Origin of the sequence: Citrobacter sp. S-77 (assembly GCF_963864895.1) — a bacterium.
Classification (GTDB): domain Bacteria; phylum Pseudomonadota; class Gammaproteobacteria; order Enterobacterales; family Enterobacteriaceae; genus Citrobacter; species Citrobacter murliniae.
Genome location: NZ_CAWLWU010000002.1, coordinates 2,414,011 through 2,439,288, shown reverse-complemented (window position 1 = coordinate 2,439,288; position 25,278 = coordinate 2,414,011). Strand labels below are relative to the sequence as shown.

Sequence of the window (25,278 nt, the reverse complement as noted above, 5' to 3'; positions counted from 1 at the left end):
CCGCTATTGGATGGTAACAACTGTATGCGTCAGCAACCTCATCGCCTTGAACTGTTAAGCCCGGCCCGTGATACCGCGATTGCACGCGAAGCCATTTTACACGGCGCAGATGCCGTATACATTGGCGGTCCCGGTTTTGGGGCACGTCATAATGCCAGCAACAGCCTGAAAGATATCGCTGATCTGGTGCCTTTTGCCCATCGTTATGGGGCGAAAATTTTTGTGACGCTGAATACGATCCTGCATGATGATGAGCTGGAACCCGCGCAGCGGTTAATTACCGATCTGTATCAAACCGGCGTTGACGCGTTAATTGTGCAGGATATGGGGATACTGGAACTGGATATTCCCCCTATTGAACTGCATGCCAGTACCCAGTGCGATATCCGTACTGTAGAGAAGGCGAAATTTCTCTCTGACGTCGGATTCACCCAGATTGTACTGGCGCGGGAATTAAGCCTTGAACAAATTAGCGCTATTCATCAGTCCACAGACGCTACCATTGAGTTTTTTATTCACGGTGCGTTGTGCGTGGCGTATTCCGGTCAGTGCTATATCTCCCATGCCCAGACTGGCCGCAGTGCTAACCGTGGGGATTGCTCTCAGGCCTGTCGCTTGCCATATACCCTGAAAGACGATCAGGGCCGCGTGGTGTCATATGAAAAACATCTGTTGTCGATGAAAGATAACGATCAAACCGCCAATCTCGGCGCGTTGATTGATGCGGGTGTGCGGTCCTTCAAAATTGAAGGTCGCTACAAAGATATGAGCTATGTGAAAAACATTACAGCACATTATCGGCAGATGCTGGATGCGATAATCGAAGAGCGGGGCGATCTGGCCCGGGCTTCTGCGGGGCGAACTGAGCATTTCTTTACTCCCTCCACGGAAAAAACTTTCCACCGTGGCAGCACCGATTATTTTGTTAACGCCCGGAAAGGGGATATCGGTGCTTTCGACTCACCGAAATTTATAGGTCTGCCCGTCGGAGAAGTGCTGAAAGTTGCGAAAGACCATCTTGATGTTGAGGTGACGGAACCGCTGGCGAACGGCGATGGCCTGAACGTGTTAATTAAACGTGATGTGGTAGGGTTTCGGGCTAATACGGTGGAAAAAACGGGACACAACCGTTATCGGGTCTGGCCGAATGACATGCCTGCCGATCTGCACAAAGTTCGCCCGCACCATCCGCTGAACCGCAATCTCGATCATAACTGGCAACAAGCGTTAACCAAGACGTCCAGCGAACGCCGGGTGGCGGTAGATATTGAGCTTGGCGGCTGGCAGGAGCAGTTGATCCTGACTCTCACCAGTGAAGAGGGCGTGAGTATTACCCATACGTTGGACGGCCTGTTTGAAGAAGCTAACAATGCGGAAAAAGCGTTGAGTAATTTGCAGGATGGCCTGGCAAAACTGGGGCAAACGCTCTATTACGCCCGCGATATTCAGGTCAATTTGCCGGGGGCGCTGTTCGTACCGAACGGGCAACTCAATCAGTTCCGGCGTGAAGCTGTAGATATGCTGGATGCCGCTCGTCTGGCCAGTTATCAGCGTGGCTGCCGTAAACCTGTTTCCGAACCGGCACCGGTGTATCCACAAACGCATCTGAGTTTTCTGGCGAACGTTTATAACCATAAAGCGCGTGAGTTTTATCACCGTTATGGTGTCCAGTTGATTGATGCCGCTTATGAGGCACATGAAGAAAAAGGTGACGTCCCGGTAATGATCACCAAGCACTGCCTGCGTTTTGCCTTCAATCTGTGCCCGAAACAGGCAAAAGGAAATATCAAAAGCTGGAAAGCGACCCCAATGCAACTGGTCAATGGTGATGAAGTGCTGACGCTAAAATTTGATTGCCGACCGTGCGAAATGCACGTTATCGGCAAGATTAAGCATCACATTCTGAAAATGCCGTTGCCGGGTAGCGTTGTAGCTTCTGTCAGCCCGGAAGATCTGATGAAAACGCTGCCAAAACGTAAAGGCTAAGCATTAACTTAAATGTGTATCGGGCTTGCGTGATTTTATCCAGTGATGATGCTCACGTAGATCGGCGGCGGACTCTTCCGCCGTCACACGTAATTCATCGCTGTCGGCTGAGTGGCGTAATAAATGATCGGCATCCTGTACCTGAAGATATTCATGTCCCTGATTAGAAGCGAAAAGCTGGCCGGAGAAAAGCGCGCTGGCCAGCAATAACACCGTTAACCCTTTCTTAAACATCATGCAGCCTCTGGTACGTAATAAACAGAAATGGCGATAATTTCGCCTGGTGACTATTTCAATATTTATTCGGACCAAAGGCAACATCTGTTTCGCAAACTCGGCAATTATTACTGAGTTGTTTAATAATCGTTTGAATTTTGAGTTTCCGGGAAGTGCGAGCACAACCCGGCTTGAATCACAGTGTCCTAGGACTTAAAACCTGCCGCCGTCATCAACAGACGGAAGAACATGCCAACGCCAGCGAGCGCCAGCACACTTCCTCCCCAGAGGATCACCAGCCACATCAGGCGTTTCCAGATCGATTGCTGCATCAATGATACCCCTCACCATGTTGAACTTTGCCGCGAAAAACGTAATAGCTCCAGAAGGTGTAAACGAGGATTATGGGGATAATCAGCAGTGCACCAACTAACATGAAGCCCTGACTCTGCGCTGGTGCCGCAGCCTGCCAGAGGGTAATTGACGGTGGAATAATATGCGGCCAGATACTGATCCCCAACCCGCTGAAACCCAGAAAAATCAAGCCGAGTGTCAGCACAAAAGGCACTGCATGGCAGCTTTGCTGGCCCAATGCGCGCCAGATCCACAGACTGATAAGCGCAACCAGTACCGGTACTGGCATCAGGAACCACAGATTCGGCAGGCTAAACCAGCGCTCGTAAATGGCGCTGTGTGCCAGTGGCGTCCAGAGGCTGATAATGGCAATCACGACCAGCAGTGTGAGCAGCAGTTTTTTTGCCACGTTGCGCATTTTATCCTGCAACGGGTTTTCGCTTTTCATAACCAACCATGTTGCTCCGAGCAGAGCATATGCGACAACCAGCCCGACTCCGCAAAACAGCGTGAAAGGTGTCAGCCAGTCGAATGCTCCACCGCTGTAGCTGCGTCCGGTGACTGAAAAACCGTTGAGAACAGCACCAACAACAACGCCCTGGGTGAAGGTCGCGAGGATTGAACCGCACAGAAAGGCTCTATCCCAGAATGGTCGGTGAGCCGGTGTAGCCTTGAAACGGAATTCAAAGGCGACGCCACGAAAAATCAACCCTATGAGCATCAGCGTTAACGGAATGGTCAGCGCATCGACAATCACGGCATAGGCCAGCGGAAAAGCGCCGAACAAGCCTGCGCCACCGAGTACCAGCCAGGTTTCATTCCCGTCCCATACCGGTGCCACGCTGTTGACCATCACGTCCCGATCGTCAGCATCCTGAATGGCGGGGAATAAAATGCCGATCCCGAGATCAAAACCGTCCATCACGATATACATCAGCGTGGCGAACACGATGATAACAAACCAAATAACTGATAAATCAATACCCATTAGCGGAGCACCTCAGGTTGCGAATCGAGGACCGCAGCTGAAAGCGGCCGTGCAGGAGTGCCTGATGGCGGGATGGTCGGCGGATCTTCCTGAGGCCCTTTGCGGATCAGGCGGATCATATAGCTGTAACCCACGCCGAAGACCGAGCTGTAAACCACAAAGAAGGCCAGCAAACTGATGCTCATATGCAGATCGCCATGCGCGGAAACCGCATCCGCTGTACGTTGTAGCCCATAAACTACCCACGGCTGACGTCCCACTTCGGTGGTGACCCAACCTGCAAGAATTGCAATCAGACCTGAAGGTCCCATCCACAGCGCGAATCTCAGGAAGGGACGCGAAGTGTATAAACGCTGTCTGTAGCGTAGCCAGAGCGCGAATGCGCCCAGCAGGATCATCAGCATGCCTAAGCCTGCCATAATACGAAACGACCAGAACACCATGGTGGAGTTAGGGCGATCTTCTTTCGGAAACTCTTTTAACGCCGGAACCTGTTTGTCCAGACTATGCGTAAGGATCAGGCTTCCCAGTGCCGGGATAGCCAACCCGTAACGGGTACGTTCCTGCTCCATGTCAGGCCAGCCGAACAGCAGCAGTGGAGTCGGTTCGCCTGGCGGGTTTTCCCAGTGTCCTTCAATGGCTGCAATTTTCGCGGGCTGATGCTTAAGGGTATTCAGTCCGTGCATGTCACCAATCAGCGCCTGGAGTGGGGCGACGATCAATGTCATCCACAGCGCCATGGAGAACATGGCCCGAATAGCCGGGGTGTTATTACCGCGTAATAAATGCCAGGCAGCTGACGCGGCGACAAACAGGGCGCTGCTGAGGAATGCTGCGACGGACATATGTAGCAGTCGATAAGGGAATGAAGGATTGAAAATGACGGCAAACCAGTCCACTGGCACTACCTGTCCATTGACAATTTCGTAGCCCTGCGGCGTTTGCATCCAGCTGTTTGATGCCAGGATCCAGAAGGTAGAGATAATGGTCCCCAGCGCGACCATACAGGTGGCAAAGAAGTGCAGGCCGGGTCCCACTCTGTTCCAGCCAAACAGCATGACACCAAGGAAACCCGCTTCCAGGAAGAATGCGGTTAACACTTCGTAGGTCAGTAATGGCCCGGTGATACTGCCAGCGAACTCAGAAAAGCCGCTCCAGTTGGTACCAAACTGGTAAGCCATGACCAGACCCGATACGACACCCATGCCAAAGTTAACGGCAAATATTTTAGACCAGAAATGATACAGCGACCGCCAGGTCGGATTTTTCGTCTTCAGCCAAAGACCTTCGAGTACCGCCAGATAGCTGGCAAGTCCGATAGTTATAGCCGGAAAGATAATGTGAAAGGACACCGTAAACGCGAACTGGATCCTCGCCAGGTGAAACGCATCGAGACCGAACATGCAGAACTCCATATAATTTTTATGTGAGTTGCATTCTAAGCCGCGCTACATCTGGGTTGCAGAAACAGTCCGCGTTTATTAAGTCATAACAGTTTATGGACTGTTATGACCTTTCCCCAAAATCTCTCCAAAACTCTTCCCCAAAACTGGTTAATATTAAACCACCAAAAACACCCAGCCATCATTCCTTTCATCGTGGTATGTCTCGGTCATTTTGGCCGATTTATGTCCTAGTAATTCCTGCGTGTTGACCCCTTGAGCAGAGTAAAGACGCTCAGCCAAAGAACGCTGTTCGTGAAACGACACGGGCGTTTTCCCCTCCGGAGGAGTAATACCTGCTGCGTCCCGGCATCGAGCGAACATAGTGCTGGCAGTAGCCTTGTTTATTGTGCCACCTGATTTAATCGTCGCCGTCGTCCTAGTGTGATGAACCAGATAGGGACTTAACGCGCGATCGCGACACTGATTTATGACGTTCTCCAGAGAAAGACCTACAGCATCGCAATGAAGCGTTAAGGGTAGGGCAATTTTGTTTCCAGTTTTACCCTGAACAATCCATAGATACCCGTCTCTTACATCCCTGAACTTCATGGCAAGAATATCTGAAAGTCGCTGACCAGTGACGAGAGCGAGCTGCAATGCATTTACCGCCCACGGTGAGTAACGAACTTTTGCTACCTCAACAATCTTTTGCCAATCTTCCAACTGTAAACGGGCGCGGGTTACTTCAACTTTCGGCTTTCTTGTAGAAAGTGCCGGATTGAAACCAGGCGGTACTTCTCCTGCAAATTGCGCTTCTTTGAAAATATCGATCCAGTTTGAACGTATGTGTTTCGCCATACTGTTTTTTCCTTCGTCGATATATTCCTCAAGGATGGCGGCCATTTCGCGGGAACCAACACTACTCAGCGGAGTGTTGGCAATTCGAGAACACAAAACATTTGCAGCATGACGCCGTTCATTCAGTGTGGATAACGAGATCTCTCCCTTTGAATGTCTTTTTTCCAGCATCTCAATATATTTTTTGGCCCATTCTTTAAATCTCATTTCGTTTTTGTTTGGCTGCACAATTTTTTTCTTTGCTGTATCAATGAGGGCATAAGTTTGTTCAAGTTGCTGTTTGGCAAACAGTCGATTTAATTCGATTGCGGCAGCTTTTGCTGCAACTTCATTGGTTCCAAATCCTCTCCATAATTGCGTCAACGGATCTTTATATTGCCAATATACCTTGTTATTCCGTTTATCGATTTTGGCGTACAAATTTTCTATCTTAATGTTATGCTTGCGTGGTGCGGCCATTGATAACACTCTTTACCAGTTTTTTGGCATCTTCCGGCAAATCATCGGAAATTTCGTCCTTCCCGACGCAACCTATAAAAACAGCATCCTCATCGACCACCCATCGCCTTCCATCCTTTTTGGCTGGTGGATAAATTTGGCCCGTTTTTGCCAGGTGATTTAAGCGTGATTGTGATTGTGGATATCCGAATCCATTTGGGCCTTTTGCCCAATCCTGAATCAGAATAGTTTTTGCCATCTATGGTCATGTCCCTTTACAGCATGACCGCCACCAAATATAGAATGCTGGCGGCAGTCTGGGTTGAACATTAATGATCAAGTTTAAAAATCAAAGGACTGCTGGCCGCCACCCTGTAAAATTTTTACGTGCTGGATGTGCGGATTAGAAAAACCAGCCCAGTGTGCAGCGCGTATTCTTTCTGCCTGTTCCGCAGAGCTAATGATCCTCCTGGTGTGCTCTGGATAAGGTGGTAAAACTTTCAGGCATATGGGGCAGTGGTCGACAGTCTGGATCCCTGAATATGGTCGTTTGCCACAGACGAATATTTTCATCATCTCTGTGCCACAGCGATCACACATCGGCGCATTACAGGTGAATGGATGCAGAACATCCGGGAACTCTGAACCGTTTTCGCATTTCGGCGGGAAACCGATATACCCATCACAAAGCAGGGTGGCTGATCCTCCGCAAAACATGCACTGTGTTTTCTTCATAGTTCGCCCGGTTTTACTTTTACACATTCAAAACTTTTGAGAGTTGCCTTCTCTATGCGGGATACGCCAGCTTCATGCTTACCTGAAATCATTTTTTCGCATTCGGACCGGGTCATTTTCACTTTTGAATAGCGGGTCCATGACGTCGGTGCATTACCTGCTTTTTCAATAATTGCGGTGATTTTGTACATACTGGTGACTCTTAAAACTTAACTCTTAGGTACGTTGTCTGTTGCGCGTCTGTTCCAGCGGATAAGGGCTGACGCTTTACTGCCTTCATAACCTGAGCGTGCTTCGCACCCATCGCATTTAACCCTGAAATGGCCTGCAATATCCTTCACTGTCACTGATGGGCAGCCGCAAAAGGGGCAGGGTTTTACGTTGTAATACCTCATGAGCGTTTAACTCCGAATTTCTGGACTAGCACGGATTCCATACGCCCGATACAGGCGCGAATTCGGGTTATCTGCGTTTCCGGAAACTGGCTGGTCGCCATCGTTTCGAGGGCTGCGCGTAAGGCCGGGCTTTTGACTATTGTCATTCTTGCTTTGGCGAAACCATTTAATGCCCGTCTGATGCTGCGGCCGTCAGCTCTGGCACATGCGCGGCATAATTCGGCATGTAAAACGGTGTCCGGAAATTCACTGTATTCCATCTGAATAAATTCACGTGCGTTAGCGGGTTTCATCTTCATAGCCTGTTATTCCTGCTATGGCGGCTTGTTGCAGCCGCCAGGGGATTATTAACCGTTGATGTATTCAGGTTTCATGTCGGAGAGTGTGGTGCTGTATGCGTCATACAGGTCGCCCAGGTGCGGCCTGGAGGCATTAAGCGCCTGCTCCAGTGTTGCAAATTTCTGCGCAGCGTCAGGATCGTCTGATGAGGGCAGGTCGTTGATCATCTTCTCAATACGCGCGATTGCGTTAATGCGATGGTGGCGCTGAACGACTTTCCCTTTCAGTTCGGTATAGAGTGGACCAAGCGCATTCTTCTGTGCCTCGACTTCCTGCCGTAAAGCCGTTGTTTGCTCCGTTGTTTCAGCCTGCTCAATGCTGTCTCGCAGGTTGCCTACCCATTCATCAACATCTATAACGGTGGGTTCATTAACAACTGCAGAAGTGTGTTGTGGTTCCTGCACCGGGTTAATGATCTTTTCCTGCGGTTCTTCCAGCTCGTCTCTGGTATACACGCCAAGGATGATTTCGGGGCAATAGAGACGCGCCCAGCGTTTCAGCGCCAGATATGCCAGTTGCTGACGGGGATCATCAGCCCATAGCGTTGAATTACGTGTTCTGGCCTGGGCGAGAAGTAATTCCAGGACGCGTGGGTTGCTTTCTCCGCGCAGTGTGGCCTGTACGCGGATACCGATCCCATTTTCGTCGGCCAGCCTCCAGCCAGGAATACGGTATTCTTTCCCTTTGTCGTTTTTCCTGATTTCAAATTTTCCGATGATTTTTTCCCACGGACCGAACCATTCATATTCGATACGCCCGGTTAATGGTCCCCGGGTGCTGATTACAGCATTAACCAGTTGTGCCTCATACCCAAGAACCCCGTTCACCACGAAGGTTTTCTGTGCCACAGCGTAAGGGTTCATTTGCCACTGCATAGCCTGCATAGTGATGGCCATGCAGTCTGACTGATTTCCCCGAAGGTGTTCCGGAACTGTCGCCATGCCGGAGGCCATGACCTGAGAAAATGTCTGAATTGCCGCCAAGGACTGAGGGCTGAAAATGGCAACGATAGAGTTAATATTTTCTTGCTGAATTAATTCGTTCATTGTGTCCTTCCTCAGATGCTCAGTGCTTCAAGACGGCGAAGATCAAAGTCGTTTAGTTCGTCGGTGTAACTTTCGGTTATTGGCGCGGGCCAGTGGTTTGTTTCCAGAGCCTGGTTTATCTGGCGTAGTGTCCGGCGGTATTCCTGCCGTCCAAGTTCCAGAAGTTCCGGCGAGGCTTCCACAACAGCTACCCAGTGATAGCCCGCATCCTTGTTAACGAAGATCCAGAAAAACTTTTCCAGGTTCGCCACGTCGCAGTACATCGCCGCACTGAGGTGGTAATCACGCTCGATGATTTCCCGGTGCAGACGGTCTTTGAGGCGCTCCTGACGTACATATCCGAGGCTGACTGATTTCAGATCTGCGCAGATACTTTCATAAGGCAGCCTGATTTCAATATCCGGACGGACGCGAATTTCCAGCCCGGTTTCTTCATCGAATCCGAAATAACTGATCTCCGATTTGCGTTCCGGATGGTTGAGCAGTCGGGCTGCATCTTGGTTATTTTGCAAAGCTGCATGGATGTTTTTCGCTTGTTCATACATCTCGACTGTGATGAATGTCTTTCCACGGTTGGCGACTTCCTGCTGTTTTTGCCAGTCTTCAATCGTCACAATATCAGGACGGATTTTCCGGACAATTTCAGTTAACTGCTCTTTTGTCCCGCTGACGTTGTACGGCAAAAACTTAGCGCGTTCATTCTCTGCCAGCGTCGGATCCACGGTTGCGATTTGGTCCAGCAACTGCTCACGGGTACCGCTTGTTTTCAGGAGCGGGGGAAGCGTGGCGTTATATTCTTTGATGCAGGATTTCATTGCGGTGGCTGTAAAGTTTTTATTGTCGCCAATAACTCTCTTAAACTCGGCTGGCAATGTCATATACGCCAGGCCAATTGCGTCTTTGTCTCCAGTCATGGGAATCTGAGCAGGTAAGGTAGCGTTGTACTCTTCAATCCATGCCTTAAGTTCGTCGGGCGTCATCAGCGCCGGAAGGGCAGCGTTGTACTCTTTGATAATCGCAACCAAATCCTGTGATGTAGTGACTACTGAGTCAGGAACCGGTGACGGAACAGCATATTCATCAGCGAATTTATCTGTTTCCAGTACATAGCTGTGAATGATCCGTCCACGGAGCAAAGCATCACTTTCTTCGCGCGGAATTGTTCCGGCCATATGCCTCCCGTGGTAATACATCAGGCTGATACGGGCATCCTTGAGCATTGTGCTGCTGATACCGTTAGCTGAGTGATAAACCTCGTTAGGGATAGCTTCATATCGGCCCGGCTCAAACCATGACGGCCAGTGTGTATTTACGGTATCTGACGCATCGCCAGCAGCATCACAGCCAGCGTCTGACTGAGCGTTCTCGTTATCTTCCTGAAAGTTATCGCCAGCCGTTTCCTCCGGCGTTTCTTGATCATTTTCGGTCTGTACTTCCGATTTTTCACCTTCATTTGAGGTGGTGATACCTCTGTAATCTTCATGTATCCATTTAGGGTCATTCGGATCACTGATCCCTTCCACATATTCACCACGCGCAGCCGCCAGTAGCTTATCGACATCGACCGAATTTTTGGGCGGAATGTTTTCCCGCGCTTCATGCAGTTCTGCTCGCAGTTTCTGATATTTCGCATCAACAGAATTTATCTGTGGCTGAGCATCCAGCGTCTGTGCGTCCTGATGATGTTCAGTTGTATCCGGTTCCACCGTTTCAGGCGTTGCCGGTTCATCTGCCACTGTGCCAGTTGATTGCGGTTTTTCTTCATCATCTGATTTTCCTTCTTCATTTACGCTTCCTGTTTGTAGTTGCTCGCTGGCGACTTCTGGCTGAGCATGCGTTGCCAGAAATTCGGTGATGTAGTTTTTCAGCGCGACCGGATCCTTGTGGATATCGAGCGGACGCATCTGTACTAACAGGAAAATAGTCTGATCGTCATACTCGAGGATGTTGTCGACGGTGCGCAGCGTGGCAGAGAAGCGCTTCCAGTCCTCGCGGTCCTTCCCAATGATTTCTGTTTTAGCCCAACGCAGAACACTGCCATCAACGCTCCCTGGTTTGACATCGCCAGGCCAGAATGCGACGGCTACCTTCAGGTCGAGAGTTTTCCAGGTTTGTTTGTGCTGGTGACGAAGTTCAGTGCCTGATTTGGACTGGTTAATTTGAACGGCTTTTTCCTGCCATTCTTTTACCAGTAGCCCACGATCGATGTGCTCCGTGGCAAAAAAGTCTTCAAGAAAACGCTTTGCCACGGTAATCTCCGGGACTTTTTTGTCGAGAGGGAAAACTGTTTTGTACGCTTTCACCACTCTGTGGATGTCGATTTCGGCGGCATTTTTAAACGCGTCGACATTTTTTGCGGCAGTCATCATGTTCTGGACGTAGGTGTTTTCCGTGTCCATTTCCAGACGCAGAATTTCGGCTTTTTGCTCCGCATCGACGTGATACAGATATTCTCCGTTACCAACGTACTGTGCCAGTATGCGGTGCTGTAATGGCATGGTTGGCACACTGGTTAACTGAGGGGTATCTGGTTTATTTTTGTCCGCCTCATTTGTGCTGGTGTTATCGGTGGCAGCATCTTTTTTATCGTCAGGTGAAACATCAGCGTTCTTGTCGGAAATAAGCATCAGTGTTTTACCGTCTTCGCCACCGAGTTCTCGGTTGTTACAGAATCTCGTGTCGAATACACCTTCTGGTGGAATATCATTTTCTACCGGAAAATTAACGCGTATTGGTTTCTTAAAATCCTCCAGACTAAATCCTGCATCTATTAATGCCACGTTAGCACGCAGAATCGCCCTTGCCAGTGAGTCCTCAGTTTTCCAGTAAAAACCATTATTGAAGCCGAGGCGTTTTCGTGCCCCTTCGTTTTTGACAGGATAAAGAAGGGGATATTCTTGCTGTTTACTCATTGTTTTTTAACCTCAACTACGATTAAAATCCTGCTCGTCCAGTAAGTCTTCCTCTCTTGGTGCTTACTGGTCACATCTCTGGCTGGTCGGTTTGGTCGCTGACCAGCACATCGCCAGATGAAAAAATGGGGATAAGCCTGCACTTGTTGCAGGCTTTTTCTTTGTCAGAGTTCGCCGCTAGCTTTCATCGCCAAAATGACTGTAAATACTTCGTGACGTTTCTCTTTATCAGTATTTATATACCAGTTTTTTACGCAAAGATTTTTAACCGCTTTATCTATAGACTCCGCATTACCAGAATCTCCGACCATATCTACAAAATGATATGGTTTATCCTTCCGGTTTGTTTTAATAATGAACCCAATTTGTTTGTCGTCTTGATAAACTTTATGAACCACTTCATCACGGGTAGTAACGGTTACATTAAATTTAATTTCCATAATTAACTCCTGTTATTAGGTTGTATGAATCCCTGCCATTGCTGGCATAATTCATGGTTTGTTAAGTATTTAATTAAAGGTCATGCGCCATTTGGTCGTGTACGGCGCATTGCTCGCAGCAATATTTTCTAAGTTCAGTGGTTGATATAACTCCCTGCATAAAATGTAGTGGTTTTTCTACGCTTTCTTTTTCTTCGATTTCTTTATTACAAAGGTGATAGGCACATTTAATTTTCATGGTTAACCTCAGTGCATTAAAGGTTTTCCGCTTTGGTTAAGGTATACCTCGATAAACTCATGTCTAATTATGGTTTTTTCAAGCAGGCTAAACGCATATAACCCCTTACTGACATTTGCTGATGCCCGGTAATCACGGCCATTATATTTAATGGCGGTCCCCGGTTTTACATCTTTTCGCGGAATAAGGTCAGTTCCATAGTGATGAGCAATCATAAGTATCTCCATTTTTAACAAATGAACTCTGTGGTGCAGTGCCTGGTGCCTCCAGGTGACATTAACCAGTTAACAATTAATGCCGGACTGTGATATCACCCTACTGATAAAAAACGTATTTAACTGTTCCGCGTGCGCTTAGCCGCATTCACTGCACTACAAAATTCACTATAAAAAGGGCGGGCATCAGAAATGACTAAGAAAAACTGATGCCGCCAAGACTACACACAGCAATGTCGTTTTCACAACCGGAGGCGCACTTCCACTATTTGGATTTACAGACAAGACCGACTCAGAAAACATCGGAAATGTGCCTTCGTGTTGTGCCCGGATTTATTTAACCACCTCCGGGCTTCGGTGGTTCGCTATACCCCTACAGCGAGTTCTGTGGTAACATAAAAAAACCTTAGTAAGTTGATTTTTAATGTATATGTCAGATGATCGTTTAACATTTGCAAGATTTTTTGCCGAAAAAGAAGTTATTCAACTTTTGATTACTATTGTTATATTTTCTCTGATACTGATTTTTTCACCTAATAATCTGCATGAACTTATCGTGACTGAAAGTGGCATCCCGTATGCTATGTATATTTTCAGTTTTGCCGTAGCCTACCTTATTGGTCGGTTTTTTATGTCAGTGGTACCTTTGTTCCACCGCGGTACTCAGATGAAACGTAAGTTAAAAACGCTTAATTCATTGAGCACCGAGCAATTGTTATTACTTGAGCCTTTTCTTAAGACTCGCTCCCGCACTTTCTTGGCTTCCTGGGATAACCCTTATGTAAACGCCCTAGTTAAAGCAGGCATCGTTCGTCCAGTCAATTCGAGTATCGACGGTGTTTCTGTCATCTTCAAAATAGAACCTGAGTATGAGCCATTAATGCTTTCCGCCTGGAATCCCTGCACAAGACGATTCGATATTAGCCGTTAGCTTTTGTCTTACCGGAAAGTGCCTGCTTAAACTCACTGAAGCTGAGTGCTTCTTCTCCTTCGTCAAGGCTTTCGAAGTATTCTTCGTAAGCCCTGTTCATGTAGTCGTTGGTGTCCATCTTTCCTTCTCCCGTTTAACGCCCGGTGGCGGAACTTTTTCATCTACTGCGCCTTGTGCTAATTAACAACTGCCGTCATGTTCGTATGCCTCAGGCTGGCTACTTAGCCCTGTTCAGTGGCTGGATAACTCTAGGTATTGTCCTGCCGTTCTCTGGTTGGGCGTTGTTTTGATGTGACAAATGCTCACATATCGTGAGTAATTTGTCAACTCAATATGTGAGCATTATTACTTTTGGGTTTATGATGGATAAAAAAAAGCCCTCGCAAATAGCGAGAGCCTTTTTTTGACTGGAAGAGGGTTAGGATGATTTTTTCTGTTGTCTGCTTCTCAGGTATTTTTCCACATACTCATCAAGCTCTGTAAGACGGATTTCGAACAAGTCAATCATGCGTGCTTGCTCTGAAGCAGGGAGCTGGTTAAACAACTCTAACATCTTTTTCTGGTTATCATTTAACCATGAATAAGCATTTTCTTGTTCGCCGAACATTAATTCTGCGGGAGAAATACCAAGTACTTGGCCGAGAATAATCGCATCCTCGGCACCTACGCTCCGGGTGCCTGCTTCGTAGTTTGCAATACGAGAAGAACCTGACCAACCACATAGCTTTGCCAAGTTTCCCATGCTCAATCCTCGATTTAGACGAGTGGCTTTTAGTCGCTCACCTATTTGTTCTGCAATCGTTTTCATAGCTCCGATTTTATCACGATGTGTGAAATTGCTGGTACTCACGTATCTGTAGTTGATCTCGTTCACGAAATGTGAATAATAAGGGCAGGAGGTAATGATGAACAATATTTCAACATATCGAAAACAACTTGGTCTGTCTCAGAGACAACTCGCCATTCAGCTAGGCTGGATACAGAGCCGACTTGCAAACTATGAAGCAAACTTTCGAACTCCTGGGCTAGAGGAATGCAGGAAAATTGTTTCTACGCTTAATCGGCTTGGCGCTCATTGTGAACTTGATGATGTATTCCCACCGGCCAATAAGCATAGTGTGATTACTGTCGGTGTGGCTGAACAATGATGATCAGCAATGAGAAAACCAAGGACGCCATGAATGCATGGTTGCTGATGACGGGCATAACTCAGGAAAGTGCAACACAGATGATTACCAGCGAATTCCTGGCGCAACCAGTACGACCCGATATCGCAATTCACCGTATCGAGTTTGATGACGGGACGGTCGATTATGCAGCCTGGCGCCGGAACCGGATAAACATTTTTCAGCGCTGGAGAAAACTCGAAACGCAGGAACACCAGGAAAAATTTACTGCTCTAATCCCGGCAATTCTGGAAGCCATCAGAAAAAGCGCGCCAGAACTGCATAAGCGCATTACGGCAGGAGAAAGTATCGAATACCTGGTAACTCGTTTGCTGAAGGAGAGCACAGAGGCGGCGAACGCCTCGTTACTTGGTGCTCCGCTACATGATTTTGAGCGTGAATGCGATGAAGCCATTCAAGCGCTACAAGCGCTGAGGAACGGTTATCGCCAGCAATATCAGAGATGTGACCAGTAAATAACAAGAGAGGTTGGTATGGCAAATGCCTGGCTCAGATTATGGCATGACATGCCAAATGATCCTAAGTGGCGAACGATTGCCAGAGTATCTAAACAGCCTATTGCGACAGTACAGGCTGTATTTATTCACCTGCTTGTTAGCGCGTCACGAAATGTCACGCGCGGTCACACTGATGTCACGACAGAAGATTTAGCAAGTGCGTTAGATGTGACAGAAGACGAAATTGACTCCATTTTGCAGGCAATGCAAGGACGTGTGCTCGATGGTGAAGTTATTACGGGATGGGCTAAACGACAGGTGATCAAAGAGGATATTGGTAATACCTCTCCAACAGCTAAAACCCCGGCAGAGCGCAAGCGAGCGCAACGTGAGAGGGAAAAAATGATAGGAGAAATAAACGGTTGTCACGATGAGTCACGAAATGTCACGCACATGTCACGACGAGTCACTACAGATACAGATACAGATACAGATACAGATACAGATATAAAAACAGATCTCCCCCTTAATCCCCCTCAGGGGAAATCGGGAGCAAAAAAATTCGATCCGTTGGGAATTGTTTTGCCGGATTGGATACCTGTCTCGCTTTGGCGCGAATGGGTTGAATTCAGGAAAGCATTGCGAAAACCGATCAGAACGGCACAAGGGGCAAATGGGGCAATTCGCGAACTGGATAAATTCCGGCAACAGGGATTTACACCGGAGCAGGTTATTCGGCACAGCATTGCCCACGAGTACCAGGGGTTATATCCGCCGAAAGATTTTCAGACGATGGCAAACAGTCGAAATATCACTGCGATTTCAGAGCCAGACACTGAAATTCCACCGGGATTCAGGGGGTAAACAGGGGGATGAACAGCAAAAACCAACAGGCAGTGATTCGGTATCTGCTGGATAACGGGGAAGCCACGCCCCGCGAGCTGGCTGATGTGCTCGGCGTGCCCAACAAGAAAATCCACAACCTGCTTCAGAACATGCAGCGGTACGGGCGGCTTGAGCGGGAAGGGAAAAAATACCGACTGGCACCGAGCTGGCAGGAAAAAGTCTGTATTGCAAAATCAGCCCTCGAACGCCAGACCGAGCCGAAAAGCGTTGCGGTGCAGGAGTGTCGCCGTAACTGGAAAGGGTATCAGGTACACAAAATATTCGGGAGCAGCCGGGTAGCCGGTAACAGAGTTTGATGAGAAGCAAAAAGGAGCGATCAATGAGTAATTCAAAATGCGCAATCAACGGCAATCAGTTTCTGGCTTGTTCTGCATTAGCTAGGTCACTTGAACAAAATGCTGAAAACACTCAGCGAAAGGGGCTATTGCATTACAAGATTTGGAATGAGGATTTAACCCGTGGGCCTGATGTTGTAATGCTGCGTTCTGGTGAATTTTCAAGGACACCAATTAGAGTTTCATTTTGCCCGTTCTGCGGCGAAAGCCTGAAAACATGGGGGGAATAAAAAGTGAGTATTGAATTAAAGGTTAATCGTTGCTATCGAGCAAAAAAGCCTCGCCCGGCAGGGCAATTTGTACCTTATGTGAATGATCGTCAAATTGTACGTCTTGGAGTAAATACAGTGCAATATGATGGACCAGCAGTTCATAGCGGACGACGATACCCAATAATTAGTAAAGAAGAATTTCTGGAATGGGCATCACATGATGTAACCGATGATTTACCGCCAGGTGAATGGCAGCTTTGGCCGATTAAAAAAGGTGGGCAAAGTGAATAACCGCAGAGCAAAATTGTTAATAGCAAAATCCGGACAAATTATTCCTATCTCAAATCGGCTTGTCGTTCGCTATGCACCATCTGGCCTGACGCGTGGATGGCCAACACATTATTACGGGAAAAATAGAAAACCAAGTGCGGCGCAGAACCGCAGAAATAACCAAGGGAGATAAGCATGACAGATAAACAGGCACTACGTGAGCGTTATTCACCGCAACCAGTACCCAAATGCCGCATTTGTGGCGCTGAAATGACAGTACAGCGTATATCTGGCAACCACATCACATATGGATGTACGGGCGCAACCTACGACGATAAAGGTTGTCACTACGCAGAAGGTCGCAGTATCGCAGATGACCATTATGGACAGTCCCGTGTCACTGTCGTTGATGTTAGCGACCCTGATGTACTGGCGCTACTGGATGAACTGGAAGCATCAAAAAGCAAGTGTAGGGAGCTGTCATCAAAAGCAATGGAGCTGGTATGCGAAGCCAGCTTAGTTTACAGCAAGTACAACGACACGCAGATGCCAGACCGTGACCTTGTCGATATGCAGACACTTCAGGAAATGCACGACCTGTGCAAAGGAGCCGCACTATGAGCAAACCAATCAGCATTATGAAAAGCCCTATCACCAACAGAATTTATGCCGGACGTTCACGCGCAGTTAAGGGATTGGCTCCCGGAACTCGTCAGTTCGTAGGCGATAAGTTTGACGTTACCGACGAAGCACTGTATGCGGTTGCGCATTTTCTTGTTCATGCCGATGACATCAAAGTGTTCTCGCTTCCAGATGGGCGTGAAATTCACCTCCGCGCCGATGTGAAGGAGGCATCCCAATGACAGCACTCAACAAACAGGCACTGGCTGATATTCGCCGTGCAGCAATCGCTGTAGCACGTGATGGGCGAACTGATGACGAATGGTTTTATTACCTTCAATGCGTGCACCATAAAAACGTCTTGGCAATGCTGGATGAGCTGGAAGCCGATAAAGAGAAAATTAAAACACTAGAAAGCCGAAACCGTCGTCTGGAGGGGATTATCGATGCCGCAGAGAAGCGCTTGGCGGACCTGTCTAAAGCGGCAAGTGTTTCTGGCCAATGGAAACCTGATGTTTGTCCGATCACCGGTCGCGAATTCTTCATGTGGATTGAGCACCCAACATTGGGATATGTGCCGACATATGGCGGCCCGTTTGATAGCTACACAATTCCAACAAAGGGTAGCGACGGTGAATTCTCATGCGAGCGGTATGATCACGATTTCGGCGGTTGGGTTGAGGGCGTATGCCTTGGCCTTTACCTGATTGATGACGATGAAAGGTGTCGTATAGCCGAGCTGGAAACTAAAGCAGATATCTACGACATGTTGCGTGAGGACTACAATATTAAAGGCTCATTAGCTGAATTTGTCGATAGCCAGGCGAAGCGCATCGCAGGACTGGCGGCGCGGGTTGTCAACTTGCCGAAACGCAGCATTGGTGAAGTTATGCACATGAGCGGATTTAGCCGGGAATATGCCGAGGGTTGGTGTGCGGGTAATGATAACGCTCGTCACGAAATACGCGCTGCTGGTGTTAAAATTAAGGAGGAATAATGTGGGTTTTAATTTTCTGGATGTTATCTCCGCATTCATTAAGTTTAATTGGCGAGTCACAACCAACGTTACAGGTACAAACTCAGGAGTTTAATAGCGAGGGGGCTTGTAAAGATGCTTTCGCCGCTATCAAAAAGTTAAATGACGGGGATTTTAAATTGCGCGGAGTGCGTGTACCAAAGGATTAACGCAGGAAATGTTATTCTGATTTTATAGTATAAAAACAATTGAAAATTTTAATTCAATCCTTAACCGGAGGGGTTTCTACGCCCTCAAAGCATCAGGAGGCCACCCGTCAGGGCGGTAAGGAAATGCGAAAGTTTAAAGTAATTATCGAAACCGGCATTGCTGGTGGAATACATGAAGACGTATTTGAAGTGGAGGATGATGCTACGCAAAAGGAAATAGAAGACGAAGCGAGAGATGTTTTCTTTAATTACTGTAATTACTCATTTCACGAAATAAAAGACGAAAACGAAGAGGATGATTAATTATGACCAAAATTACCAGAGAACGACTGCTGGAAATTATTGAAGACGGATTCCTGAAACACGGGGAAGGTAAAGAACTGGCGCGTATTGCTTTGTCATCACTGGAAGCAGAGACTGTGCTTTATATGAATCGATTTACCAGGAAGGCATTTACACTTGATGAACAGCCTGGCGCTGATAAAGAGCCAAATATATATGTGCCTCTCTACACCGCACCTCCAGCACCGGTAGTGCCGGATGGTTGGATAAGCTGTGGCGACGCAGTGCCTGCTGATTTTTGCGATGTGATTCTGCATGATGCCCTCGGGAATGTATTTCCCGGTTCTTGGGATAAGGTTTGTCGCTCTATTGAAGGCGGTTACAAGACGGCTTTTGTGGACAATGACGGTACTGAAGTAGAGAACGCTACCCACTGGATACCTCTTCCTGAGCCACCCCAACAGAAGGTGAAGCAATGACCTGGCCTGAGGCATTTACAACCGTTGGTATTGCAATGGCGGTGGCGCTGGTTGTGTACTCGATTTGTCGCTGGGGTTGACGAAAACGAAGGCGCAAAGTTATATTTTCACCGTGTGGTCGGTAACTCGATCACACAGTTTGTGTTCATAAAAATACCATGTTGTTAGAATGTCGTATGCGGATTCATAAGGATAAATGATGAAATTCACAGGGCTACAGTCGTCAGCGTTACCTGATACTTCTGATTCAGTAAAAGAGTGTGTGAATCTCGGGCAGTGGATGCTGTTCAAATCTTATACGCATAAAGTAACCACAACATTTGAAGTGGTGTTTTTTCTGAAAACTGGCGATGAAATATTTGGTTTGAATGAAAGAGGGCAAATAACGTCCACCCAAATTACTGAACATTTAAGCATCGATGAGCTTTTTTACTTTACCGATATAGCAAAGCCACCATCTTTCAGTAATGCTATGCTTCCTAAATATTAACAAATTTTTAATTTAACACATTCGAATCATAAGGATATGTATGAGCCTTAGGTCTGAGCGTACGAAATGGGTTATGTTTTTGCCTTGTTCTAAAGAAGAAGTTGAATCGCGCCACGTTTTTGATATTGTTTTTGGCGTGCTATGCCTTGAGAAGGCCGGTATAAATCCACAAGATATATCAATATATATTGATAGCCCTGGCAGAAATTTTGATGATTTTTTTTCATCAGCCTCGAAGTATCCTTATGCGTCAAAAGCATCAGCAGATTTCTTTAATGACTTACGTGATAATAACTACAATAACATAGTAATGTTTGTTACTGGTCATGGTTGCACGCAAGGACTGGATGCAAAAAATCCTATTCCGCCTCATCAACTTCTCAAAGCTTTAAAAGGAGCACCTAATTTAAACAATGCTATTGTTTATTTTGGACAGTGTTATGCAGGTACGTTCAATTTTGTTGGGGCGGGTAAAAGAAAGGATGGCGAGCCCGAGGTTATTTTAATTGGGGCGACTAATCTTACTGAAAGTCTGAGTATAGCGACTACTGAAACGTTTCTTGATGGAAATGAATTTCCTTGGACAGCCAATATTTTTCTCCTTCATGTTTTTAAATGGATGTCAAAACCTTCTGATATAGATGGTGATGGCCGTTATACTGTAATGGATTCTTATAAGCATGCTGGTATTTTCACTAACTTTGTGAATAAAAAAACAAAAACAGATATGTTTGGTGAGATAATTAATATGCATGCAGAGTGTAATAAACTCATGGCTCTGGCTTCTTCGGATACAGGGAATTGGATAATTGATAAGACAAATGAGTTAAATTATAAAGCCAAAAAAACTCAACTCCAAAATTTATTGATTGCGCACCACACTCATCAAGAATGTTGGATATTAAACGCAAGGCCAGCACAAAAAATTGAATTTTGATTAATCGTCATGTCAATTAATTACAATAAAGACTTATCACTGTGAGCAAAAACGGTTTGCGTGAAAAGGAGAGTTAAGTAAAATCGCCGCGGGTGCTTGAGGCTATCTGTCTCAGGCATGAACACCGTATGGCAGATAGAGAAAAGCCCCGGAAACATTCTGCGTCCTGCAAGACGCTTAACATTTACCGAGGCCATATCTAATGCTGAACACATTTAGATTAGCCTCTTACGGACCGAAAGGTCAAGGAGAAGCAGGCTATGAAGCAGCAAAAGGCGATGTTAATCGCGCTGATCGTCATCTGTATCACCGTCATTGTGACGGTACTGGTAACGAGGAAAGACCTCTGCGAGGTACGAATCCGAACCGGCCAGACGGAGGTCGCTGTCTTCACAGCTTACGAACCTGAGGAGTAAGAGACCGGGCGGGGAGAAATTCCCGCCACCTCTGATGTGTCAGGCATCCTCAATGCACCCGCATCTAACCCGCTTCGGCGGGTTTTTTTATGCTCAATTACTTGATCTGAACTGAAAAATTGATACTGTATATCCATACAGTTATTAGGTGAAAAAATAACGGTTTGAAAATTGAGCAGTAATCAGAGTAGATACTAAACGCCTAAAAAATGTCCATGATCATGAACAGAAATGCATCAAATTTACAGCGTGAAATAAATGGTTACAGTCGTTATATTTTCGCCCTCAACAAAAGTTGCAAAAAAAACGCACATTTTCATTGTCCCTTAGTGGTAAGGAGGAATTGTGAAAAAATTGCAGGGAATGATTAGCCGCAAATATGCGGTCATTCGTCGAGAGGATATGTCGGTTGTAGCGGAAATGGATTATTTCCCTGATAGTGAAAGAGCTGTTATGTATCGGTATGGGCAAAAAATTAAATTCTTGCCAATGGCGAATAGAGACATTATGGGCAATGAAAATCTATTTGAAGAATTATGCGTCAGGGCTGGTTGCCAAACATAAACCTCATTTTGTTATACTCTTTACGGGCTGAACCCCCGATCTACTGCGCCACCGGAGAACTACGATGGCGCACATACAACTTGTAAAACAAACCTCTTCAGGGTTACTGCTCCCGGCAACGCCGGAGAGTGGCAATTTCTTACAACAAATTAAAATTGGTGAGTGGATACACGCCGACTTTAAGCGTGTGCGTAACTACGCATTCCATAAGCGATTTTTCAAACTTCTACAGCTTGGTTTCGATTACTGGACGCCCACTGGCGGCGCGATCACGCCTCAAGAACAGGAGCTGATCTCAGGTTTTGTCGATTTTCTTTGCGAGTCAGTCGGGCGCGAGCATACGCCAGCCCTTAGCGATGCTGCAGAACAGTACCTGCATAAGGTTGCTGTAAAACGAACCAACGATGCCGCACTTCTCAAATCCTTCGACGCTTTCCGCGAGTGGGTGACCATTCAGGCAGGGTTTTACACTGAGCATTTTTATCCTGACGGTAGCCGTGGGCGCAGGGCGAAATCCATCGCTTTTGCGAATATGGACGAAACCGAGTTTCAGCAGGTTTATAAATCCGTACTCAACGTTCTGTGGAACTGGATCCTGTTCCGTAAATTTTCCTCTCCGGAGGAAGTCGAAAATGTGGCCGCGCAACTGCTGGAGTTCGCGTAATGGCGGATTTACGTAAAGCGGCGCGGGGCCAGATGTGTCAGGTCAGAATTCCAGGCTATTGCAACCACAATCCTGAAACGTCCGTATTGGCGCATTACCGGCTGGCTGGTACGTGCGGAACGGCAACAAAACCTCATGATATGCAGGCGGCGATCGCCTGTAGTAGTTGTCACGATATTGTCGACGGGAGGGTAAAAATCGACGACTTCACGAAAACAGAGATTCGCTTGATGCATGCAGAAGGCGCTTTCCGCACGCAAGAAATCTGGAGAGATAAAGGCATTTTATGATTTACCCAACAAACACCGGAAAAAGCGGAGAACATCTTCGCCTCAGCACACTGGAGAGCGTCTGGATTCAGGGAAAATTGCGTATGTGGGGCCGCTGGTCGTATATCGGTGGCGGTAAACTGGGGAATATGTTTAACCAGTTGCTGACCTCTAAAAAGCTGACAAAAACGGCAATTAACGAGGCGCTCCGGAGGATGAAAAAAGCAGGTCTGGACAAGCCTGAACTTGAGGCTTTTTTGCGGGATATGATCAACGGTAAGCAAAAGAGCTGGCTGGCACATTGTACCGATTCGGAGGCATTAATAATCGACAGGGTTATTGGCGAAGTAATGGCGGATCATCCTGGGCTATACAATGTCCTGAGCCAACGTTATATGGGGCGGGGGATGAGTAAGTTAAAGATAGCAGAAGCGTTCAATCAGCTACATCCTGAATGGAGCCTTAAAACGTGTAGAAATCGCATTGATGCTTGGTTAAACATTGCGGAGTATATGCTTTATATACCAATGCAAAATGCGTTTAACGTGAAACGTCGATAAAAAGTTATTGCTTTTTTGCCAACAAACTGCTTCAATTCTGGTACGCTTCGCATAGCTGTATCGCGAGGCGAATGACAGACATGAACACATTTGAAACCCGCCATCGTGCGGGTTTTGTCGTTTCTGGTGATCCTGCTGTTACATTGCCAAATGTCAGGTAAAATCGAACACATTGTAGGATGCGTGATTGGGGACGGAATGAAAAATCTACCCGACGACTATTTTCTTGATGCAGATGATGACCTTGTGGATTTTCTTGAAAAACAAGGAGAGGAGTGCATTCGAGAAATCCATCACTCCAATGCTCTGAATAAAGAAAACGGTCAGAAATTATTAAGCATATTAATTGCAGGTATTGGTTCATCTTTTTTGTTATTAACACAACGAACCACCCTGGATTACCTGACTGCAGGAATGTCTGTATTTTTGGTTTACTGGGCATTGTGTGCTGCATATCTCGTCAGACGAGTCCTTATTGTCAGAACTCGTGTTCTGGCTTCATCGACCCCTTATGCGTTATACCATGATGGATATAAAGGATTTGATGAAATTGATTATGCAGATTTCGAATCAAAAGGATTTTCAGCTAAGCGTTCGACTCTGAATATATTGAGGCGATATCGGTTGGCTGATTTAACAAGAATGGCGGAAATGGGGAAATGTGAAAACGCCCGGATCGGTCGAGAGCTTGAAAGGGTGAGAATTGCTACAATTCTCACCCCTGTTTGTGCTCTTATAATTTCAGTGCTTACTTATCTTTTTTTCTGATGTTTTCAGCAGAATCGGCAACGAAAGTGTAGCCTGTTCGGAGGTTCCTTTCGCGTGGGGCCGGTGCGGCAGGCTTGGGTTGTGGAGCCTGTGGTGGTTTGTTTTCACCTGATGGTTTATTGGACTCACTCATTTAATTCTCCAGATTTGATGTGGTTACTTTTGGCGATTTAACAATATCAAATACTGGATATGTAGTGAATATAGCGCTTTGAACGCAGGGATCGGCTCCTGCACTCTAATCTGAGGCTCGCTGCGGCGAGCCTTTTTATTTAAAGGAGGAAATCATGTCTGAACCCTTATCCGGGACGGGCACAGCTGCGGCGCTCGGAGGGGCGACGGCATTTGGTCTGTTTACCAACACGGATTTTGGGATTGTGTTTGGCGCATTTGCCGGGGCGCTGTTTGTGGCCACGATGCCGCAGGCGATTTCAGCTTGGAGGATTGCTGCGCATTTTGTGGTGTCGTTTATTATCGGCGTATTGGGGGCAGAAGTGCTGGCCTCTTGGCTGGTAAAGCAAACTGGCTTTGACAGTGCGCCTGTTGATGCATTGTGTGCAGTGCTTGTGTCGGTTGTGTCAGTAAAAATCCTCTCGTTTATCCATCAGCAGGATATCGGCTCGTTGATATCTGGCTTGTTCTCCCGTCTGCGTGGGGGAGGTAGCAATGGCAGGTAATATTCCAGAACTGCTGAATGTGGCGCTATGTACGGTTATCGTGCTGGCGCTTTTTTTCTACCGCCGAAAAGACTCTACGCATAAACCGCTGGTGTCGTGGCTGGCCTGGGCGCTGATGCTTGTCTATGCGGTCGCGCCGCTCAGTTATCTGTGCGGTCGTCCTCTTCCCGGTAACTGGGCGGTGGTGCTGGTTAATCTGTTGTTCTGTGTGCTGGTGGTATGGGCGCGCGGGAATGTGTCAAAAATCCTTTCATTACTGAGGTAATTATGTCGGGAAAATTCAGATTTAGTCGTCGCAGTGAAAAGAATCTGGAAGGTGTTAAGCCGCAACTGGTGGCGGTAGTGCGTCGCGCTCTGGAACTGACGGAAGTTGATTTTGGTATCACCGAAGGTCTGCGCACGAAAGAGCGCCAGAAACAACTGGTTGCCGAAGGAAAAAGCCAGACGATGAACAGTCGCCACCTGACTGGTGATGCGGTTGATGTTGTGGCCTACGTCGGCAGCCAGATATCCTGGGACTGGCCGTTATACGAGAAAATTGCC

The 25,278-nt window shown here is 47.1% G+C and carries 41 protein-coding genes and 1 pseudogene; 25 read left to right on the top strand and 17 right to left on the bottom strand.

Annotated features, from left to right (window positions below):
* Positions 1-24: 24 nt before the first annotated feature.
* Positions 25-1,986: a 23S rRNA 5-hydroxycytidine C2501 synthase gene (gene rlhA, locus AACS05_RS12190; protein WP_045443319.1), complete on the top strand. Its 1,962-nt coding sequence runs from the start codon at positions 25-27 to the stop codon at positions 1,984-1,986.
* A 3-nt stretch (positions 1,987-1,989) separates the two neighbouring features.
* Here the strand turns inward: rlhA and AACS05_RS12185 are convergent, their stop codons facing one another.
* The 14 genes from AACS05_RS12185 to AACS05_RS12120 form a co-directional block, all read right to left on the bottom strand.
* The gene (locus AACS05_RS12185) at positions 1,990-2,220 is read right to left on the bottom strand and encodes a DUF2554 family protein (RefSeq protein ID WP_045443306.1); all 231 of its coding nucleotides are present in this window, start codon (positions 2,218-2,220) and stop codon (positions 1,990-1,992) included.
* Between the two features lie 188 nt (positions 2,221-2,408).
* Positions 2,409-2,534, bottom strand: coding sequence for a DUF2474 domain-containing protein (locus tag AACS05_RS12180; RefSeq protein WP_071828945.1), 126 nt, complete (start codon positions 2,532-2,534; stop codon positions 2,409-2,411).
* Positions 2,534-3,544, bottom strand: coding sequence for a cytochrome d ubiquinol oxidase subunit II (cydB, locus tag AACS05_RS12175; RefSeq protein WP_045443303.1), 1,011 nt, complete (start codon positions 3,542-3,544; stop codon positions 2,534-2,536). Before cydB ends, AACS05_RS12180 begins: the two co-directional genes overlap by 1 nt.
* The gene (locus AACS05_RS12170; protein ID WP_045443300.1) at positions 3,544-4,947 is read right to left on the bottom strand and encodes a cytochrome ubiquinol oxidase subunit I; all 1,404 of its coding nucleotides are present in this window, start codon (positions 4,945-4,947) and stop codon (positions 3,544-3,546) included. The genes cydB and AACS05_RS12170 overlap by 1 nt, the downstream gene beginning before the upstream one ends.
* Positions 4,948-5,103: 156 nt before the next feature.
* On the bottom strand, positions 5,104-6,246 hold the full coding sequence (locus AACS05_RS12165; RefSeq protein ID WP_045443297.1) for a tyrosine-type recombinase/integrase: 1,143 nt from the start codon (positions 6,244-6,246) through the stop codon (positions 5,104-5,106).
* A complete protein-coding gene (locus AACS05_RS12160) occupies positions 6,224-6,484 on the bottom strand; it encodes an excisionase (RefSeq protein ID WP_045443294.1) in 261 nt (86 codons plus the stop codon). The genes AACS05_RS12165 and AACS05_RS12160 overlap by 23 nt, the downstream gene beginning before the upstream one ends.
* A 472-nt stretch (positions 6,485-6,956) precedes the next feature.
* A complete protein-coding gene (locus AACS05_RS12155) occupies positions 6,957-7,151 on the bottom strand; it encodes a DUF1187 family protein (RefSeq protein WP_045443288.1) in 195 nt (64 codons plus the stop codon).
* Between the two features lie 18 nt (positions 7,152-7,169).
* Complete coding sequence (locus AACS05_RS12150) at positions 7,170-7,355, bottom strand: Lar family restriction alleviation protein (RefSeq protein ID WP_071828943.1); 186 nt, start codon at positions 7,353-7,355, stop codon at positions 7,170-7,172.
* Complete coding sequence (locus tag AACS05_RS12145; RefSeq protein WP_045443285.1) at positions 7,352-7,654, bottom strand: hypothetical protein; 303 nt, start codon at positions 7,652-7,654, stop codon at positions 7,352-7,354. Before AACS05_RS12145 ends, AACS05_RS12150 begins: the two co-directional genes overlap by 4 nt.
* Before the next feature lie 48 nt (positions 7,655-7,702).
* Positions 7,703-8,740, bottom strand: a complete 1,038-nt coding sequence (locus AACS05_RS12140; RefSeq protein WP_045443273.1) for a RecT family recombinase — start codon at positions 8,738-8,740, stop codon at positions 7,703-7,705.
* An 11-nt stretch (positions 8,741-8,751) separates the two neighbouring features.
* Positions 8,752-11,652 carry a RecE family exodeoxyribonuclease gene (locus AACS05_RS12135; protein WP_045443270.1) on the bottom strand — a complete coding sequence of 967 codons (2,901 nt, stop codon included), beginning with the start codon at positions 11,650-11,652 and terminating at the stop codon, positions 8,752-8,754.
* A gap of 164 nt (positions 11,653-11,816) precedes the next feature.
* Positions 11,817-12,092, bottom strand: coding sequence for a hypothetical protein (locus tag AACS05_RS12130; protein ID WP_052369282.1), 276 nt, complete (start codon positions 12,090-12,092; stop codon positions 11,817-11,819).
* Between the two features lie 73 nt (positions 12,093-12,165).
* Complete coding sequence (locus tag AACS05_RS12125; protein ID WP_071828941.1) at positions 12,166-12,330, bottom strand: YdaE family protein; 165 nt, start codon at positions 12,328-12,330, stop codon at positions 12,166-12,168.
* Positions 12,331-12,338: 8 nt separating this feature from the next.
* Positions 12,339-12,545 carry a hypothetical protein gene (locus AACS05_RS12120; RefSeq protein WP_045443267.1) on the bottom strand — a complete coding sequence of 69 codons (207 nt, stop codon included), beginning with the start codon at positions 12,543-12,545 and terminating at the stop codon, positions 12,339-12,341.
* A 430-nt stretch (positions 12,546-12,975) separates the two neighbouring features.
* On the opposite strand from AACS05_RS12120, the gene AACS05_RS12115 reads away from it, so the two are divergent.
* On the top strand, positions 12,976-13,476 hold the full coding sequence (locus tag AACS05_RS12115; protein WP_045449626.1) for a super-infection exclusion protein B: 501 nt from the start codon (positions 12,976-12,978) through the stop codon (positions 13,474-13,476).
* Here AACS05_RS12115 and AACS05_RS12110 read toward each other — a convergent pair.
* Positions 13,466-13,594, bottom strand: a complete 129-nt coding sequence (locus AACS05_RS12110) for a hypothetical protein (protein ID WP_255351259.1) — start codon at positions 13,592-13,594, stop codon at positions 13,466-13,468. The two genes, AACS05_RS12115 and AACS05_RS12110, sit on opposite strands and share 11 nt — an antisense overlap.
* Before the next feature lie 300 nt (positions 13,595-13,894).
* A complete protein-coding gene (locus AACS05_RS12105; protein ID WP_045443264.1) occupies positions 13,895-14,284 on the bottom strand; it encodes a helix-turn-helix domain-containing protein in 390 nt (129 codons plus the stop codon).
* Between the two features lie 94 nt (positions 14,285-14,378).
* Here AACS05_RS12105 and AACS05_RS12100 point away from each other — a divergent pair, with 94 nt between their 5' ends.
* The 20 genes and pseudogenes from AACS05_RS12100 to AACS05_RS12005 all read left to right on the top strand — a co-directional run bounded on the left by AACS05_RS12100 (position 14,379) and on the right by AACS05_RS12005 (position 24,058).
* The gene (locus AACS05_RS12100; protein ID WP_404842365.1) at positions 14,379-14,624 is read left to right on the top strand and encodes a helix-turn-helix transcriptional regulator; all 246 of its coding nucleotides are present in this window, start codon (positions 14,379-14,381) and stop codon (positions 14,622-14,624) included.
* Positions 14,621-15,118 carry a toxin YdaT family protein gene (locus tag AACS05_RS12095; protein WP_045443258.1) on the top strand — a complete coding sequence of 166 codons (498 nt, stop codon included), beginning with the start codon at positions 14,621-14,623 and terminating at the stop codon, positions 15,116-15,118. Before AACS05_RS12100 ends, AACS05_RS12095 begins: the two co-directional genes overlap by 4 nt.
* 18 nt (positions 15,119-15,136) lie before the next feature.
* Entirely contained in the window at positions 15,137-15,964 is an 828-nt protein-coding gene (locus AACS05_RS12090) for a hypothetical protein (protein ID WP_081918206.1), read from the top strand.
* Positions 15,965-15,972: 8 nt separating this feature from the next.
* Positions 15,973-16,302 carry a helix-turn-helix domain-containing protein gene (locus tag AACS05_RS12085; protein WP_045443256.1) on the top strand — a complete coding sequence of 110 codons (330 nt, stop codon included), beginning with the start codon at positions 15,973-15,975 and terminating at the stop codon, positions 16,300-16,302.
* A gap of 23 nt (positions 16,303-16,325) precedes the next feature.
* Positions 16,326-16,571 carry a hypothetical protein gene (locus tag AACS05_RS12080; RefSeq protein WP_071828939.1) on the top strand — a complete coding sequence of 82 codons (246 nt, stop codon included), beginning with the start codon at positions 16,326-16,328 and terminating at the stop codon, positions 16,569-16,571.
* A gap of 3 nt (positions 16,572-16,574) precedes the next feature.
* Complete coding sequence (locus tag AACS05_RS12075) at positions 16,575-16,844, top strand: hypothetical protein (RefSeq protein ID WP_071828936.1); 270 nt, start codon at positions 16,575-16,577, stop codon at positions 16,842-16,844.
* A 168-nt stretch (positions 16,845-17,012) separates the two neighbouring features.
* Positions 17,013-17,282 (top strand): annotated as a pseudogene (locus tag AACS05_RS24985) (ead/Ea22-like family protein); the annotation flags it as partial.
* Positions 17,283-17,440: 158 nt separating this feature from the next.
* Positions 17,441-17,686 carry a DUF7446 family protein gene (locus AACS05_RS12065; protein WP_045443253.1) on the top strand — a complete coding sequence of 82 codons (246 nt, stop codon included), beginning with the start codon at positions 17,441-17,443 and terminating at the stop codon, positions 17,684-17,686.
* Entirely contained in the window at positions 17,683-18,441 is a 759-nt protein-coding gene (locus tag AACS05_RS12060) for a hypothetical protein (protein WP_052369281.1), read from the top strand. The genes AACS05_RS12065 and AACS05_RS12060 overlap by 4 nt, the downstream gene beginning before the upstream one ends.
* Positions 18,441-18,629, top strand: a complete 189-nt coding sequence (locus AACS05_RS12055; RefSeq protein ID WP_045443250.1) for a hypothetical protein — start codon at positions 18,441-18,443, stop codon at positions 18,627-18,629. Before AACS05_RS12060 ends, AACS05_RS12055 begins: the two co-directional genes overlap by 1 nt.
* A 123-nt stretch (positions 18,630-18,752) precedes the next feature.
* Entirely contained in the window at positions 18,753-18,932 is a 180-nt protein-coding gene (locus AACS05_RS12050) for a DUF7167 family protein (protein WP_045443247.1), read from the top strand.
* A 2-nt stretch (positions 18,933-18,934) separates the two neighbouring features.
* Positions 18,935-19,390: a DUF551 domain-containing protein gene (locus AACS05_RS12045; RefSeq protein WP_052369280.1), complete on the top strand. Its 456-nt coding sequence runs from the start codon at positions 18,935-18,937 to the stop codon at positions 19,388-19,390.
* A gap of 196 nt (positions 19,391-19,586) precedes the next feature.
* Complete coding sequence (locus AACS05_RS12040) at positions 19,587-19,880, top strand: hypothetical protein (protein ID WP_223306995.1); 294 nt, start codon at positions 19,587-19,589, stop codon at positions 19,878-19,880.
* A 40-nt stretch (positions 19,881-19,920) separates the two neighbouring features.
* On the top strand, positions 19,921-20,817 hold the full coding sequence (locus AACS05_RS12035; RefSeq protein WP_045443241.1) for a hypothetical protein: 897 nt from the start codon (positions 19,921-19,923) through the stop codon (positions 20,815-20,817).
* Between the two features lie 260 nt (positions 20,818-21,077).
* Positions 21,078-21,233: a type I toxin-antitoxin system toxin HokD gene (gene hokD / locus AACS05_RS12030; protein ID WP_144243071.1), complete on the top strand. Its 156-nt coding sequence runs from the start codon at positions 21,078-21,080 to the stop codon at positions 21,231-21,233.
* A gap of 345 nt (positions 21,234-21,578) precedes the next feature.
* On the top strand, positions 21,579-21,797 hold the full coding sequence (locus AACS05_RS12025) for a hypothetical protein (RefSeq protein WP_190284560.1): 219 nt from the start codon (positions 21,579-21,581) through the stop codon (positions 21,795-21,797).
* A gap of 64 nt (positions 21,798-21,861) precedes the next feature.
* Positions 21,862-22,461, top strand: coding sequence for a DUF1367 family protein (locus AACS05_RS12020; RefSeq protein WP_045443238.1), 600 nt, complete (start codon positions 21,862-21,864; stop codon positions 22,459-22,461).
* Entirely contained in the window at positions 22,461-22,751 is a 291-nt protein-coding gene (locus tag AACS05_RS12015; RefSeq protein ID WP_045443235.1) for a DUF1364 domain-containing protein, read from the top strand. The genes AACS05_RS12020 and AACS05_RS12015 overlap by 1 nt, the downstream gene beginning before the upstream one ends.
* Positions 22,748-23,290 (top strand): DUF1133 family protein, encoded by a 543-nt coding sequence (locus tag AACS05_RS12010; RefSeq protein ID WP_045443232.1) that lies wholly within the window; start codon positions 22,748-22,750, stop codon positions 23,288-23,290. Before AACS05_RS12015 ends, AACS05_RS12010 begins: the two co-directional genes overlap by 4 nt.
* A 198-nt stretch (positions 23,291-23,488) precedes the next feature.
* Positions 23,489-24,058 carry a hypothetical protein gene (locus tag AACS05_RS12005; protein WP_045449615.1) on the top strand — a complete coding sequence of 190 codons (570 nt, stop codon included), beginning with the start codon at positions 23,489-23,491 and terminating at the stop codon, positions 24,056-24,058.
* On the opposite strand, the gene AACS05_RS12000 is transcribed toward AACS05_RS12005, so the two are convergent.
* The gene (locus AACS05_RS12000; RefSeq protein WP_190284559.1) at positions 24,039-24,191 is read right to left on the bottom strand and encodes a hypothetical protein; all 153 of its coding nucleotides are present in this window, start codon (positions 24,189-24,191) and stop codon (positions 24,039-24,041) included. The two genes, AACS05_RS12005 and AACS05_RS12000, sit on opposite strands and share 20 nt — an antisense overlap.
* Positions 24,192-24,345: 154 nt before the next feature.
* Here AACS05_RS12000 and AACS05_RS11995 point away from each other — a divergent pair, with 154 nt between their 5' ends.
* From AACS05_RS11995 to AACS05_RS11985, 3 genes are all read left to right on the top strand, one after another.
* The gene (locus tag AACS05_RS11995; RefSeq protein ID WP_045443229.1) at positions 24,346-24,735 is read left to right on the top strand and encodes a putative holin; all 390 of its coding nucleotides are present in this window, start codon (positions 24,346-24,348) and stop codon (positions 24,733-24,735) included.
* Positions 24,725-25,000 (top strand): phage holin family protein, encoded by a 276-nt coding sequence (locus tag AACS05_RS11990; protein WP_045443221.1) that lies wholly within the window; start codon positions 24,725-24,727, stop codon positions 24,998-25,000. Before AACS05_RS11995 ends, AACS05_RS11990 begins: the two co-directional genes overlap by 11 nt.
* Before the next feature lie 2 nt (positions 25,001-25,002).
* On the top strand, positions 25,003-25,278 hold a 276-nt coding region (locus AACS05_RS11985; RefSeq protein ID WP_045443219.1), incomplete at its 3' end, for a M15 family metallopeptidase.

Coding starts and splice junctions, on each gene's coding strand:
- rlhA (WP_045443319.1), top strand. CDS start 25: ATGCGTCAGCAACCTCATCGCCTTGAACTGTTAAGCCCGGCCCGTGAT.
- AACS05_RS12185 (WP_045443306.1), bottom strand. CDS start 2,220: ATGTTTAAGAAAGGGTTAACGGTGTTATTGCTGGCCAGCGCGCTTTTC.
- AACS05_RS12180 (WP_071828945.1), bottom strand. CDS start 2,534: ATGCAGCAATCGATCTGGAAACGCCTGATGTGGCTGGTGATCCTCTGG.
- cydB (WP_045443303.1), bottom strand. CDS start 3,544: ATGGGTATTGATTTATCAGTTATTTGGTTTGTTATCATCGTGTTCGCC.
- AACS05_RS12170 (WP_045443300.1), bottom strand. CDS start 4,947: ATGTTCGGTCTCGATGCGTTTCACCTGGCGAGGATCCAGTTCGCGTTT.
- AACS05_RS12165 (WP_045443297.1), bottom strand. CDS start 6,246: ATGGCCGCACCACGCAAGCATAACATTAAGATAGAAAATTTGTACGCC.
- AACS05_RS12160 (WP_045443294.1), bottom strand. CDS start 6,484: ATGGCAAAAACTATTCTGATTCAGGATTGGGCAAAAGGCCCAAATGGA.
- AACS05_RS12155 (WP_045443288.1), bottom strand. CDS start 7,151: ATGTACAAAATCACCGCAATTATTGAAAAAGCAGGTAATGCACCGACG.
- AACS05_RS12150 (WP_071828943.1), bottom strand. CDS start 7,355: ATGAGGTATTACAACGTAAAACCCTGCCCCTTTTGCGGCTGCCCATCA.
- AACS05_RS12145 (WP_045443285.1), bottom strand. CDS start 7,654: ATGAAGATGAAACCCGCTAACGCACGTGAATTTATTCAGATGGAATAC.
- AACS05_RS12140 (WP_045443273.1), bottom strand. CDS start 8,740: ATGAACGAATTAATTCAGCAAGAAAATATTAACTCTATCGTTGCCATT.
- AACS05_RS12135 (WP_045443270.1), bottom strand. CDS start 11,652: ATGAGTAAACAGCAAGAATATCCCCTTCTTTATCCTGTCAAAAACGAA.
- AACS05_RS12130 (WP_052369282.1), bottom strand. CDS start 12,092: ATGGAAATTAAATTTAATGTAACCGTTACTACCCGTGATGAAGTGGTT.
- AACS05_RS12125 (WP_071828941.1), bottom strand. CDS start 12,330: ATGAAAATTAAATGTGCCTATCACCTTTGTAATAAAGAAATCGAAGAA.
- AACS05_RS12120 (WP_045443267.1), bottom strand. CDS start 12,545: ATGATTGCTCATCACTATGGAACTGACCTTATTCCGCGAAAAGATGTA.
- AACS05_RS12115 (WP_045449626.1), top strand. CDS start 12,976: ATGTCAGATGATCGTTTAACATTTGCAAGATTTTTTGCCGAAAAAGAA.
- AACS05_RS12110 (WP_255351259.1), bottom strand. CDS start 13,594: ATGGACACCAACGACTACATGAACAGGGCTTACGAAGAATACTTCGAA.
- AACS05_RS12105 (WP_045443264.1), bottom strand. CDS start 14,284: ATGAAAACGATTGCAGAACAAATAGGTGAGCGACTAAAAGCCACTCGT.
- AACS05_RS12100 (WP_404842365.1), top strand. CDS start 14,379: ATGATGAACAATATTTCAACATATCGAAAACAACTTGGTCTGTCTCAG.
- AACS05_RS12095 (WP_045443258.1), top strand. CDS start 14,621: ATGATGATCAGCAATGAGAAAACCAAGGACGCCATGAATGCATGGTTG.
- AACS05_RS12090 (WP_081918206.1), top strand. CDS start 15,137: ATGGCAAATGCCTGGCTCAGATTATGGCATGACATGCCAAATGATCCT.
- AACS05_RS12085 (WP_045443256.1), top strand. CDS start 15,973: ATGAACAGCAAAAACCAACAGGCAGTGATTCGGTATCTGCTGGATAAC.
- AACS05_RS12080 (WP_071828939.1), top strand. CDS start 16,326: ATGAGTAATTCAAAATGCGCAATCAACGGCAATCAGTTTCTGGCTTGT.
- AACS05_RS12065 (WP_045443253.1), top strand. CDS start 17,441: ATGAGCAAACCAATCAGCATTATGAAAAGCCCTATCACCAACAGAATT.
- AACS05_RS12060 (WP_052369281.1), top strand. CDS start 17,683: ATGACAGCACTCAACAAACAGGCACTGGCTGATATTCGCCGTGCAGCA.
- AACS05_RS12055 (WP_045443250.1), top strand. CDS start 18,441: ATGTGGGTTTTAATTTTCTGGATGTTATCTCCGCATTCATTAAGTTTA.
- AACS05_RS12050 (WP_045443247.1), top strand. CDS start 18,753: ATGCGAAAGTTTAAAGTAATTATCGAAACCGGCATTGCTGGTGGAATA.
- AACS05_RS12045 (WP_052369280.1), top strand. CDS start 18,935: ATGACCAAAATTACCAGAGAACGACTGCTGGAAATTATTGAAGACGGA.
- AACS05_RS12040 (WP_223306995.1), top strand. CDS start 19,587: ATGATGAAATTCACAGGGCTACAGTCGTCAGCGTTACCTGATACTTCT.
- AACS05_RS12035 (WP_045443241.1), top strand. CDS start 19,921: ATGAGCCTTAGGTCTGAGCGTACGAAATGGGTTATGTTTTTGCCTTGT.
- hokD (WP_144243071.1), top strand. CDS start 21,078: ATGAAGCAGCAAAAGGCGATGTTAATCGCGCTGATCGTCATCTGTATC.
- AACS05_RS12020 (WP_045443238.1), top strand. CDS start 21,862: ATGGCGCACATACAACTTGTAAAACAAACCTCTTCAGGGTTACTGCTC.
- AACS05_RS12015 (WP_045443235.1), top strand. CDS start 22,461: ATGGCGGATTTACGTAAAGCGGCGCGGGGCCAGATGTGTCAGGTCAGA.
- AACS05_RS12010 (WP_045443232.1), top strand. CDS start 22,748: ATGATTTACCCAACAAACACCGGAAAAAGCGGAGAACATCTTCGCCTC.
- AACS05_RS12005 (WP_045449615.1), top strand. CDS start 23,489: ATGAAAAATCTACCCGACGACTATTTTCTTGATGCAGATGATGACCTT.
- AACS05_RS12000 (WP_190284559.1), bottom strand. CDS start 24,191: ATGAGTGAGTCCAATAAACCATCAGGTGAAAACAAACCACCACAGGCT.
- AACS05_RS11995 (WP_045443229.1), top strand. CDS start 24,346: ATGTCTGAACCCTTATCCGGGACGGGCACAGCTGCGGCGCTCGGAGGG.
- AACS05_RS11990 (WP_045443221.1), top strand. CDS start 24,725: ATGGCAGGTAATATTCCAGAACTGCTGAATGTGGCGCTATGTACGGTT.